Here is a 12,342-nt window from a genome sequence, read left to right as displayed (position 1 = left end):
GGCGAGAACTTATTGATTTGTTTGGTGAATTGTTCGCTGGCACGGAGGCCGGCGCTACCAATTGCTGGGAACTGCTCTTCACAATCCGTGATTACTTTCGAGAATCAGTATAATGTCCGATTGAGGGTAGGGTATTGGTAGGCGCCGTGCCCGTGCCGGCACATTTTTCATAACAAATCGCCCAGTTCGGCTCGACAGAGACGCCGGGCCCTACCGTTCCTCATAAAGGGCAGGGTGTTCAGAAGGTCAGAACTTTGGAGGACTGATCAAAGCCTCACCATCCAGCACCACTTTCCCATTCTGGTTCGAACAGGTCGTCTTGAAACGGATTCTGTTCTTTTCTTCTAATATTTCAACAACTTCCACTCTGGCCGTTATAGTATCGCCAATCATGACCGGTGCGAGGAAGCTCAATTCCTGTTTCAGATATATGGTGCCGGGTCCGGGCAATCGGTTCGCCAGAACCGCTGAAATCAGGCCTGCAGTCAACATTCCGTGGGCAATCCGCGTCTTGAAGAACGTGTTGCGAGCGTACTCCTCATTCACATGAGCAGGGTTGAAATCACCGGTTATTCCGGCATAGAGGTATACGTCAGCCTCTGATATGGTTTTGGCCAACTCTGCCGTATCACCCACTTTTACCTGGAAAATTGTTTTTCCCGTCATGCTTTCCCTCCTGAACCCATTTCTGATACCTATTCGTTTTTGAAGAAGTAATACTTGAGGAACCTTTTTTGCAAAAAAGTTTCCTCAAACTCCTCCCAAAAACTTTTAACACTGGCTCAAGTCATAGGTTTTTCACCGGAAAACCTATGACTTGAGCCAAATGCTAAAAGTTCTTGGGAAGGGGTGTGGGGAAACACTTCTTACAAGAAGGGTTTCCCCAGATTGACTGCTTGAAAGCGAATAGGTATCAGAACCATGATTTGTGGCCCCAGATTTCCTGTTCCAGCGCCATCTTGTCTCGTTGCAGCATGAAATAGAGAGATGCGTTCCGAATAGCAAGTCCGCCTTGATGACCAAGGGCAGTCGCGAGCTGAACCATGTCTTCCGAAAAACCGTTGATCGTTTCACTGCAAAGTTGCATGACTCCGATAACTTCGTCAGCAACCCGCATGGGTACACAGAGAATCGACAGAATTCCCTCCTGCTCCATGGCAGCTCTGTACACTCTTCGATCTTCCAGCGCGGATATAACCGTTTCGCCTCCAAGGACTCTGCGTAACGTCTCATTGATAACCGGGCCTTTATTTAAGAACTCTTCACTCAGCCCGTAGCTTGCGACCAGCTCCAGAGTCCCGGTTTCCTGATTCAGCAGTCGGACGGCAACACCCTTCATGCCGAATGCATCGGCGATGTCCGCGGTCATAATGTGCAAAATTTTCTTGATGTCCAGGCTCGAGTTCAAATTCGCCGCAAATTCGCTGAACAAAAGCGATGTTTGCCTGATACGCTCCAGCAATTTTGTATTCTGGATTGCCATACCTCCCTGTTCCGCCAATGCCGCAAGGAAGTGTACTTCATCTTCCGAGAAAACCCTTTGTTCTGAAGTGTAGAGCGAAAGCACGCCGATAGGGCGGTTCCTCACGAAAACCGGTACCACCAGAATGGAAGCTATGCCTTCGGCCTTTTTGATATCATGATTCTCGAGTCGCGGATCCGTTGTAGCGTCCTCGATGGAAAGATGCTTTCCTTGTAGGACTTCTGCCACCACGCTCCTGGCATTCATGGGATGCGCATGAAGATAGGTTTGGGAAAGTCCATGCTGCGCAACCGGCACAAATACTTCTCTTTTGTCGTCAGCTAAGAACAAGCAGGCAGCCTTGCCGTCCATGGTTTCAACAGCGCTCTTGCAGATAAGGCTTAAGAGTTCCTGCTTGCTGAGTGTAGTCCCGAAGGCTTTACTCACTTCACAAAACGTTTGAAAATAATCTTTCTTCCTGGTCATGAGCATCTCCAATTCCCGAGGATCAATTGTACTCAATGGGCAACCATGCAGAATTCATAATCATACCTGTTCGCTTTTCTTTTTATAATCTGGCAGGCTTGAGGTATCCTTCGCTCCGGACGACGCAAAGCCGTCTAATCACTCCGCCCAGAACATCTCAGCCTGCGCTATCTTATATACATAATTGCGAAATGGTATCAGTATCCTTTGAAGGCTCTTCCAACGTTTCGGATCGATCAGAAATCGCGTTTCTGCAACCATCTGACAATCTTGGGAGCAAATTCTTTCTGGCTTTTGGAACTTACGTAAATACCGATATGGCCCGTATGGAGGCAAACATCCTCGATATCGGAACTGCCCACCATGGCCGTCAGCTTATTGCATGCTTCAGGAGGAACAAGGTGATCGAAATATCCGTAAAAATTCAGCACGGGCATGGTGATGTTTTGCAGATCCACACGTCTCCCGTCCACCATGAGTTGACTCTGGATAAGGAGATTCTTCTGATAGAGGTCTTTGATGAACTGCCGAAAGGTTTCACCCGGAACGTCAGGGCTGTCGAAAATCCATTTTTCCATACGGATAAAGTTCTCTACGAAAGACTTACTGTCGATATTCTCTATGAGCCCCACGTACTTGTCGATCATCAAACGCGCAGGATTCAGCAGCAGAAATCCGAAATTCAGCAAATCTCCAGGCATGTTGCCGAATGAGTCTACCATTCGATCCACATCCATGTTCTTGGTCCAGACGTGAAGCAGGCCTTGCTCGGTCTCGAAATTCGTTGGAGTAACCGTGGTGATAAGATTTTTTATTTTTTCCGGGAACAATGCCGAATAGATGACGGAAAAGGTGCCGCCCATGCAGATTCCCATGAGATTTATCTTATCGATCTTATGTCTCTTCCGGATGAAATCGACGATTGAATCCATGTACCCGTTGACGTGATCGTCAATGGTCAAATAACGATCCTTGCGGGTCGGATATCCCCAATCGATCATGTACAAGTCGATTCCCGCATCAAGGAAGACCTCCACTACACTGCGGCCCGGCTGCAGATCCAGCATTGTCTCTCGATTTATGAGTGCATAGACGACGAGCAACGGAGTCTTCATCGATTTCTTGCCCGTGGGGCGGTAATGCTTCAATTTCACACGGTCTTCCTGATAAACGATCTCGTGCGGGGTACTCGCGATGGTCGTATCCAAGGACCCCATGAACAAATCAGCCGCTCGCTGGGCTTTAGCTTGAGCCTTTTCCACATCTTCCGCCAGAGCAGAAATGAGGAGATCGACAGGTATCTTGGACTGCCCCATGAAAACCTCCTTAAGCTTGTCCGATCTTTACTTTTGAGAATTCGATAATTCCGGAATTAGCTTCTCTAGATTTCTTATTTTCTTTTTCAATAGATAGATTTCTTTATACAATTCATCCATTTCCTGCTGCGATGGCACGGGGAGAACTTTCAGAGTGTCTTGAAGGATCTGGGAACGGGCAATAATGAATTCATTCACCGAATCGAGTGTCTTTCGGAGGGTCTCGAGGTATTCGGGGGATTTGAACAGCGTCGCGTAGTGGTTTTCCAGGATCTTTATCCACATGCGGTAGTATTCTTTCGAATCGTCCGGGAGCTTGCCTGAATCAGTCATTTCGGCAAGTTTGTCCTGCATCATTTTCAGGGATTGTTCCAGAGGAAGGTACAGCAACGAAAGGAATTCGGTCAGCGAAGTCTGAAACAGATTATACCGGTCAACTGCAGCATTGAAGTGTTCTTGATACCCGCGGGCAAGTCCGACCTGAGGTATGTGGAAAAAGTGACGGAACTCTCTCTCGTACACCTCTGTGAGTACTCTGAAAGATGTTCCCGAGATGTCGTTAAGCCTGTGTTCTGAAGCACACTGCCCGACTCTGCCGGCTTTCTTCATCCATTCCTGTTGTGCAAGAAAAAAGCTGTTTGCCACCGGCTGTGTCATCTTGATAAACACCTCGGGCAGCGTGTTGATCCCTTTCGCCCAGGATTCGGCTGCCTCCGGTTCAGCCATGGAAGCGGCAAAGGCCTTGACCGCTCTCATGGTGGATTGCAGGGCTTCTTCGGCCCTACCCTTTTCCTGCGACTCCCCCGTATCGGGCTGCTGCCGTTGCGAACCGTTCGGATCGGATTCCGTCATGGATGTCCAGAAGTCAGTGGAAGTCTTGAGCCAGAGTTCCATAAGAGACTTCGCACCCACGGTTTCGTGCTGTTTTTCCATCAAATTGACCTCCCCTGATCGGGCCAAGCTCCGATCTGCAAATCCCCGGTCGTATCAGATCAGCGGTCACATTGGTCCGGGGTTTTGATTAATTACGAGCAGATATAATTCGTACTGTACTATCTTTGCCGTTTAACCCTTCGGTGTCAACCGAAGTACTCTTGCCTGCACCGGGAAATCCGAACCAACACTGCCGCTCGGTATTGCTACAATCTCTGTGCAATGAGATCATGCACGAACTGCAAAAAAACGGACAATGGCCGGTTTAGAAACCCCCAATGATTTACACGCGAATCTTGACAAAGATTCTTTTTCACCCTAGTCTGAAAGAGTTACGATTCTTGATCAGATCTCATTGTTATCGATTTTTGACGTACTAAAATTCGACATCGCCGTAATATTACTGATTTGTCGACCCATAATTTAGTTCCCTGTGACACATGGAACCCTGAAGAACCTGATCACTCCTGGCGTTCACCTGCTCATCACAGGGCTATTCATGCTCAGAGAGGAAGGCAAAATTATGAAAGAGCTGTTCGATCAGACTACTCAGATGATGGAGAAAAGCTGGACTTTTTGGAAGCAAATGGCTTCCAAATCACCCCTCATGCAGAGCCCGGAAGCCGGCTTCGCGGGAAAATGGAGTTCCTGGATCAGCACTGTACGAACTTCGTACGACATCAATATGGCCACGTGGAAAACGTTCATGGAGCAGACTGAAGAGACTTTCTTTCGGGGTTTGAAGCAGGCACCCTTCTACAATGAAGCCCTTGAGAAACAGTTCAGAGATCTATGGGAAGGCTTGAAGAAAGCGCAAAATCTGCAATATGAGATAGCCAAGAGCCAGATGGAAAAGATGGAAGAACTCCTGCGAAAATCGGAATAGCCTCGGTTTCCTGCCGGAATATCATTCTGAGACCAACTCAAAGGAAACCTTCTTAGCGCAGAAGAAGGTTTCCCGACTGAAATAAACAAACTATATGGAATTGTTCTCTTGACAAGCCCATAACAAGAGACCTGAATATCCGGTTCATCTTCCTCCTTCTCATTTCCCTACTCCTATACCGATTCTCGAAAGTAATCACGGATTGTGAAGAGCAGTTCCCAGCAATTGGTAGCGCCGGCCTCCGTGTCGGCGAACAATTCACCAAACAAATCAATAAGTTCTCGCCGGCAGGGACGCCGGCGCTACTGATTCTTCTCATTGCAGGCATTGGATTCCGTCAAGACTTTCGATAACCGCTATAGTCACTATAGTTTCGCGATTCTTGCATGGTCGAGTCCGCGCGTGGAGCGCGGGCCGTTGAGTTTTTCGAACTTATTGATTCGGCTGGCTTTCGAATAAATTCTCAGCGAGAAATGACTCCTTCGAGCTGCTGCCAGCATGTCTGAAAAGGTGAACGACTTTTTCCGGCAGTACCAGGGAGCCGGGTCGGCAACGAGGTTCTTTGCAGTGACGAATTGCCCAACGAACCAAAGCACTACAAAGCAGTAGGCCCAGTAAGCAAACATAGGGGCACGGGTTACCGAGGTCTCTTTCCGACACTGAGGTTCAGCCGCACCCAGGAGGTTCTTGGTCTCTCGATTGGTCATCTCAATGCTAAAGCGTGCAGCGTAGCGCTCGATAATCTGCTGTGGTGCAGCCTGAGGGTCCGTATCGAAAAACACCATATTGGCATGGTGGCCGGCCGGGTCATGGCACAACACGATCGAAAGAGGCTGTTGCCCTGCGCTATGATACCATAGCGCCGTGAACTGATGTATCAGGAGCTTAGTTTGTTTTCCATAGCAGAAGACCCTAATCTCATTCCACCCCAGATTGGGGTCCTGGAACATCGTTTCCAGGGAGGGCAGTCGAGCGCCTCTCTTGCGAGGTCTGCCCATCACTGTAAATGGAGCAGGTTCCAGCACAGCGAACAAAGCTGCATCCTTTCTCAGCCTCCCTGTAATGTGCACATTCTTGGGTCGTGCTTTGAGGATGGTATCGCAGCAGTATCCCAGGTCGAACACAATTCTCAGTCTTTCTCCCTCTTGGAGCCATGAATGAGTCAGATTTATAAGATCCAATCCAAGTTCGGGTTTTGTCTTGTAGGGCAGGCTCTTGGGATTAAACTTGGCCTTTGGCGGCCACCAAAGGCGGGCAGCGTATGGCAGACAAAACATGCGATCGCTGATGCCGGGAAGGCGAATCGCCAGTCCTATGATGACAAAGCACACTCCATACCCCTTTTGCTTAGTATGCTTTGGGAGTGAACCATCATGCTGCCAGCCCGCGCCACAGATCTTCTTGCCAGTGTGCTTGTTCAAGGTGTCGTCAATCACCACAAGGATCTCGATCCCTTCTGCAATCAGCGTTTCTACCAACATTCTGAAGACGAAATAGGAGACAAAGTCAGTCTCCCATCGTCCCTTGCCGAGGAATCGGTAGATGCTGGCGAAGTGCTTGGATTCATGGAGTCTCATGGTCAGAATCACCTGGCTGATAGTGTGCTTGCCCATAGTGAGCACCCAACCGACCACCAGCGCAACGAAGATACGGAAACTCGGTGCGCTGAAACACGCTCTGAAATGAATCTCGTCAATCCCGAACGGATCTGGTATAGATCTCTTCAACTGGCGTTCCTCCTTCCCAGAATCTTTCACAAAACCGGGTATGTGCGGAACGCCTTATTTTTTCAAGGATTATCTCACCATCTAACCGTCCAGAATACAAAAAGGGCGAAACTATAGATAGTCATTAAACTGCCTTGGTTTCGGTTAGTTATTGTCTTGCAGCGTACCTCTTTCCAGTTCTCTTTTCTCAAAATGATACTGTCGGACTGGAGTCTTTGCAGTAATCTTCAATCTTTCTACAATTGGTGTTGTTTACGCAATCTGTGATCTGTCAGGATTCCCGAAGGTTGGTTAAGTGAAGAGGTACAAATGCGAAATCAAACCACTCAGAATCACAGGTCGTCGAACTATGTTTCAAATTGCCAACAAGTACTTGGACGAATGGAGACGAACATGTCATGGAAAAATCTACGTTCTGACTAATCTATTCGGAGAGCGGAAGAGAGTGTACATCGAAAAATGCTTTGACCATTGGTTTCCACGCGAGGATTCGGAAGATCTACCATTGGAGTACTCTGAGGAGGATATAGCCTATCGTCTCAGTCTACTTCCATGTGTGCGAGAAGTGCTTGTCAAACTGCCTCATGAACCGATCCAGAACCCATCGACGGGAAACTGGGAGGTGGAAGCAAGAATCCCGAGACCCAGAGACCCCCAGTCAAATCGTATTGAAGTGATTAGAGTGGTTATTGCCTGTGACGCGGCGAACGGATGGCATTTGAAAACTTATCACCCATATTGGGATACGACGCGAAAGAAAAAGTAAAAGTCCATGCGCTCTCGACCGTGGATTCCAAAGAATCGCTCAGGTTGGCGGCGTACGAGGCTAGGGCGAACCTAGGCTCTTGCTTCTATCAGCCAGTACGACTTACGTTACCCCTCGGACGGTCGACAGGTCAACCCTAATGGGTATGACGCACACGGACCTACTGTCAGACATCCTAATATGACATCTCACCCTTGTCAATGGTTCATTTCTCTGAAACAATCTCTTTCTTGCCCCCTCTACAACCATACTCTCTTAGTTCAATGACATTTCATCCAGAGCTCTTCTATAAGGATGGTTTCGTTGCTTGAGATGTCAAGATTTTCACACCAATCCTTGTATGATACACACTGTCGACGCATTATCGTCAGTTTTCATATGGTTCCAATGGAAAAAGGGTTCATCACGATGATGAAAAGCATTGTGAACTACCCTCTTCAAGAGAAAAGAGTAAGATTTAACGGATTCGGGAAACAAATTGCTTCTGACAATTCTACATCCATCTCCAGAATGGCCTATTCATCCATTGACGTATATCTGTAATCGTTCCCGAGCAAATAAGCTTGTTCCTCAATGAAAACTCATCGACCAGTGTGTTGTCCTCTTTTCATAAAGTCATTTTTTGCGTATACTGACTTTTAAAGATGATGGATGACCATGTCCATTCTCCGAAATTATGCATTCAAATTGTGTTGGGGGGGATTTTTACCGATTATTAATCGATATTTGTAAGTTGCTATGTTCTTAGTACATGACTTGTCCGCTTTTCAGAATCCCCCCTTACATAAGAAAGGTTCGTTGCTCATTACACGAACTCAAACAATTGTCTGTCAAGAAAGATCTATGCTGGTTGCAAGTTATCTCTGAACGACACAATTGTGTGCAGAAGACCTTCACGAGTACTCATGCACCACGATGCCATAAACACAAATGACAGGGGGAAGAAATAGGGTGCCCTAATAGCCGTGGTCGGAATTAGTAAGGAGAGGATTGGATGAGAGATAATCTGACTTATACCGATGCGCTATCAAAGAAGTGACAATGCTGAAGCCGGCTCCGGCGGATCTCCGAAGCGAAGTCAGGCTGAGCCGTCCGTAGCGGAGGAGATCCGCCGGAGCCGGCAACTGATCGGCTTTCCGATATTACTCGTGTGAAAGCGCATTGGTATTACAACAAAGGCACTGTTGGGGGAAGCTGGAGGTGAACATACCTCCTCGGAAGACTCTTTTCGTAATTGCTGAAAATGGAGGAAGAATTGATGAGAATTATGCCTGAATTACGGAAGTCATTTGGGGGATCCGGCCGCTCAATTACCCTGGAGCAGTTGGAAGATCGGATTGTTCTTGACGGAGCGGTGGCTGACGCGCAGGATGTGCAGGACGCCGGAACTGACACGGGTACGGTCGATAGTCTCGGCTGGGTGTATGTCGACAATGGATGGTGGCAGGAGGATAACGGCAGCGGATGGTGGTGGGACCAATCCAGCGGATGGTTCTGGAACCAGAACACTGGCTGGTGGGTGCAGAATTCCGGAGGATTCGCCTATTGGTATCACGGGTTGCATCAATACTGGGCACAGGAAACTTCTACTGGTAACTGGTTCTGGTGGGACGATATTAGCGATCAGACCTGGGAACCGGCATTCGCCTGGTTCGCGGACCAGGTTAACTCACAATGGATGTGGGCATACAATGATTCTACCGGCAGCAGCTATTATGCCGATGAACTCAATTACTTCTATCAGGATCATACAGACGGCCAGTGGTACTGGCATGATGACGTCAATGAAAACGGATGGGAATTAGCCTTCACCTGGTTCGTCGATGACTATGGGGTGATGGTATACAACGATTGGCATTCCAGTGAGTACATCTGGGGTAACAACTTCCACTACACTCAGCAACACACGAGCAGTTATGTGAATGAAGCGCCCATAGTAATGGTCCCGGGAGCACAGACTGTCAATGAAAATACCAGTCTGCATATTCCCGCTATTTACGTTTATGATGTCGATTCTATTACTGACGAGATTCAGATAACTCTTTCCGTGAGTCACGGCACATTGAGCCTTGCCAGTACAACCGGACTTTATTTTCTCACCGGTGATGGAACGCAAGACGCGCAGATGGTGTTCCTCGGATCGTGGACCGAGCTTAATGCGGTGCTGCATGATGTTACTTACTCCCCGGGTCTCAACTACCATGGTTCCGACACACTCTCTATCGTGGTAAACGATCTGGGGTGCGCAGGTTCCGGGGGAGCTCAATCGACTTCTCAGACGGTTTTCATAAACGTACTTGATGTATAAGACCAATATCACATATCTGATACCGTTTTGCATCCAGAGGAATGAATCGGCCCCATCAATGGGCTAAAAAAGAAACGAGGAAGCCACAATTTCTTGCGGCTTCCTCCTCAGATCGATCATTGCCATAAAGAAAAGGCCGACTTTTTGGCTCTCTCAAGAACGTCTTTCCGAGTGCCTCCAGACAGACTCGTGCCGATAGCAGTCAAAGAAGTAAAACCGTGCAGTTCATGCCACAAGAATTACCAAAATTAGTGTCCGATTGAAGATTAGGAATATTGGTGGGTGCCGTGCCTCCGTGCCGGCACATCTTCAATATAATCAATGATATCGATAGAATGGACCGGCAGGGACGCCGGTCCCCACTAGTATCTTGTATTGGAGCATGGGATAAACGTCAGATTTTTATAGGCTCGCTATATTCGTGAAACCAGGCTTCTAAGGCCTATCCAAAGCTGCCCCAAATACTCATGTATTGCCAATTCCGAACCCAACAGAGCACTGCCTTCGGGCAGAAAGCTTCTATACAATTGGGGTGGAGTTTTGGCCTTGAATCCGCAAGGACTGGCAATGGCATTGAGGCCTCTGTTCCGAAATTGCTTCATAGCTCGAGGGATATGGTAAGCAGAACTCACCAGGGCGAATGTGGAGTCACCCAGAAACGCGGACACGAATTCGGCTTCGTCCTCGGTGTCCCTGGCATTTGCATAGACTGTCAAAGCATCGGGCTCAACCCCTAGATACATAGGAAAAGACTTCATTGATTCCGGATCGTTACTCGAAACCGGGGTTCCCATTCCGGAAAGAACTAACCGACTTCCGGGAACTCCGTGCCAGAGACGCACTCCTTCCAAAACCCGGTAAATGGAATCCCCGGATTTATCTGCGGGAGTCAGCTCATCAGTGCTGCCGATACCGCCCAATACAACAATGTATTGTACGCCGTTTGATTTGAGAAAATCAGGATCCTGATACGAACCGGCTTGTGCTTCCAAACCGTATAACAACAAATAGGATGTGATCGGTAATGAAAGAACCAACAACAATCCCGATCCAGCGACGATGAGGAACGCCCCGGCCCGACTCCAGTGCTTCAACTTCCAGACAATGACACCGGCAACCACGAGAACAGAAGAAATCCCGATGGGCTGAACCACTGCACTTACTAATTTCTTCAAGACAAAGACTACAAAATCCATATAAATACTCCGTCTGTAATTCCAGTCAGATTTCTCATACCGATTAGCTTTTTTTCTCATAATCTGGAAGGCTCGACTAATTTGAACGCACATTGGTATGCACTCATCAAACCGTCAAAAAGCTCACGATTCAATTTCAGAATTGCTGGGATGGGTTAAGAACCAATCCAAAATACTCTCCGATCAATCGGAACATTCCAACAGACGTCCCAATACCGTATGCGCTATGAATGAGGAAAAAATAGAATGGTATCAAAAGAACACCGAATTTCCGATATCCGCTGAAACAGGAAGTTTTCTGTGCAGCGAAGATGAAAGCAGCGAGAAAGTACACCAATAGCACAAAGCCTAAAAGCCAACCGGTCAATACTATAGCTGTGAGAGCACAAAATAACAGGATAAGAAAGAAAAACAACGGTACGAAATGTCTGAATGAAAAACATCTTGGCTGAATTGCCATTGTGGGGAAAATCCAAAGGCCGTTGTTGTACATCTGTCTCAGCAGTCCACGAAGAGTTCGACGTGACAAATAGCGAGATATGATCGTTGGATCGTAGTAAAATCTGAAGCCGGCCTTGCGGATGCGGTAATGCATTTCATTGTCTTCATTACGGACCAGGGTCTCGTTAAACAGTCCTACGTTCGCAAAAACTTGTCTTGAATAGGCCGCAAAAGCAAGGGTGTCTACGTATCCTGCGGCCCGCAATTGTCTGAATGGAGCACAAGCAGCGCCAAAACGTGACGAAACAGCAGTGGAGAGAATCAGCTCCCAGATCCCACTCGGCTGCATGTAAACGATGCGGCCTCCAACCACAGACTCCCCTTTCTGTAATGCTTCGTAATTACGCGTCAAGAAATCGGTGGGAATTCTGGTATGTGCGTCCAGTCGCAACACGAATTTCCCGGTGGCCGCCCTGATGGCAAGATTCAAGCCGGGAGCCGTGATTTTATCCGGGTTCTGCAGTATGGTGATCCTCCTACGAGTATGATTTTCGGCAAAATCATGCATTGCTTGGCCGGTCCCATCAATGGAGGCACTGTCCACGAGAATCATCTCCGTCCGTTCCGCAGGAAAATCCTGTAAAGTCAAATCCTGAAGCAAATTAATCAGGCATTCACGTTCGTTGTGAACCACGAGAATTATTGAAAATATTATCTCATGGCTATTTGTTTCGTCCATCTCGAACTCCAAAAACCGACATTATGATTTGTCGCAATAAAATGCGGAGGGTATGAAATTTAGTAATTCACGGTGATTGCGG

The 12,342-nt window shown here is 47.8% G+C and carries 9 protein-coding genes; 2 read left to right on the top strand and 7 right to left on the bottom strand.

Annotated elements, in window-relative coordinates:
* Positions 1–246 precede the first annotated feature (246 nt).
* The 4 genes from DESTI_RS22700 to DESTI_RS22685 form a co-directional block, all read right to left on the bottom strand.
* On the bottom strand, positions 247–666 hold the full coding sequence (locus DESTI_RS22700; protein WP_014812320.1) for a MaoC family dehydratase: 420 nt from the start codon (positions 664–666) through the stop codon (positions 247–249).
* A gap of 247 nt (positions 667–913) precedes the next feature.
* The gene (locus DESTI_RS22695; protein WP_014812319.1) at positions 914–1,948 is read right to left on the bottom strand and encodes a GAF domain-containing protein; all 1,035 of its coding nucleotides are present in this window, start codon (positions 1,946–1,948) and stop codon (positions 914–916) included.
* Positions 1,949–2,184: 236 nt separating this feature from the next.
* Entirely contained in the window at positions 2,185–3,264 is a 1,080-nt protein-coding gene (gene phaC, locus DESTI_RS22690; protein ID WP_014812318.1) for a class III poly(R)-hydroxyalkanoic acid synthase subunit PhaC, read from the bottom strand.
* 27 nt (positions 3,265–3,291) lie between these two features.
* Positions 3,292–4,197, bottom strand: a complete 906-nt coding sequence (locus DESTI_RS22685) for a poly(R)-hydroxyalkanoic acid synthase subunit PhaE (protein WP_014812317.1) — start codon at positions 4,195–4,197, stop codon at positions 3,292–3,294.
* Between the two features lie 523 nt (positions 4,198–4,720).
* On the opposite strand from DESTI_RS22685, the gene DESTI_RS22680 reads away from it, so the two are divergent.
* Positions 4,721–5,083, top strand: a complete 363-nt coding sequence (locus DESTI_RS22680; RefSeq protein WP_041286414.1) for a hypothetical protein — start codon at positions 4,721–4,723, stop codon at positions 5,081–5,083.
* A 365-nt stretch (positions 5,084–5,448) separates the two neighbouring features.
* On the opposite strand, the gene DESTI_RS22675 is transcribed toward DESTI_RS22680, so the two are convergent.
* On the bottom strand, positions 5,449–6,810 hold the full coding sequence (locus DESTI_RS22675; protein WP_014808181.1) for an IS701 family transposase: 1,362 nt from the start codon (positions 6,808–6,810) through the stop codon (positions 5,449–5,451).
* Positions 6,811–8,834: 2,024 nt separating this feature from the next.
* Here DESTI_RS22675 and DESTI_RS22665 point away from each other — a divergent pair.
* Complete coding sequence (locus DESTI_RS22665) at positions 8,835–9,884, top strand: Ig-like domain-containing protein (protein WP_014812314.1); 1,050 nt, start codon at positions 8,835–8,837, stop codon at positions 9,882–9,884.
* A 413-nt stretch (positions 9,885–10,297) separates the two neighbouring features.
* On the opposite strand, the gene DESTI_RS22660 is transcribed toward DESTI_RS22665, so the two are convergent.
* On the bottom strand, positions 10,298–11,080 hold the full coding sequence (locus tag DESTI_RS22660; RefSeq protein ID WP_014812313.1) for an ElyC/SanA/YdcF family protein: 783 nt from the start codon (positions 11,078–11,080) through the stop codon (positions 10,298–10,300).
* A gap of 136 nt (positions 11,081–11,216) precedes the next feature.
* Positions 11,217–12,260, bottom strand: coding sequence for a glycosyltransferase family 2 protein (locus DESTI_RS22655; RefSeq protein ID WP_014812312.1), 1,044 nt, complete (start codon positions 12,258–12,260; stop codon positions 11,217–11,219).
* Positions 12,261–12,342 lie beyond the last annotated feature (82 nt).

This window comes from Desulfomonile tiedjei DSM 6799 (assembly GCF_000266945.1).
Lineage (GTDB): Bacteria > Desulfobacterota > Desulfomonilia > Desulfomonilales > Desulfomonilaceae > Desulfomonile > Desulfomonile tiedjei.
Note: the sequence above shows the minus strand (reverse complement) of the source record. Positions and strands in the feature narration are given on the sequence as shown.

What these genes read in the sequence shown, in the direction of transcription:
- DESTI_RS22680 (WP_041286414.1), top strand. Translation starts at nt 4,721, where the DNA reads ATGAAAGAGCTGTTCGATCAGACTACTCAGATGATGGAGAAAAGCTGG.
- DESTI_RS22685 (WP_014812317.1), bottom strand. Translation starts at nt 4,197, where the DNA reads ATGGAAAAACAGCACGAAACCGTGGGTGCGAAGTCTCTTATGGAACTC.
- phaC (WP_014812318.1), bottom strand. Translation starts at nt 3,264, where the DNA reads ATGGGGCAGTCCAAGATACCTGTCGATCTCCTCATTTCTGCTCTGGCG.
- DESTI_RS22660 (WP_014812313.1), bottom strand. Translation starts at nt 11,080, where the DNA reads ATGGATTTTGTAGTCTTTGTCTTGAAGAAATTAGTAAGTGCAGTGGTT.
- DESTI_RS22655 (WP_014812312.1), bottom strand. Translation starts at nt 12,260, where the DNA reads ATGGACGAAACAAATAGCCATGAGATAATATTTTCAATAATTCTCGTG.
- DESTI_RS22695 (WP_014812319.1), bottom strand. Translation starts at nt 1,948, where the DNA reads ATGACCAGGAAGAAAGATTATTTTCAAACGTTTTGTGAAGTGAGTAAA.
- DESTI_RS22700 (WP_014812320.1), bottom strand. Translation starts at nt 666, where the DNA reads ATGACGGGAAAAACAATTTTCCAGGTAAAAGTGGGTGATACGGCAGAG.
- DESTI_RS22665 (WP_014812314.1), top strand. Translation starts at nt 8,835, where the DNA reads ATGAGAATTATGCCTGAATTACGGAAGTCATTTGGGGGATCCGGCCGC.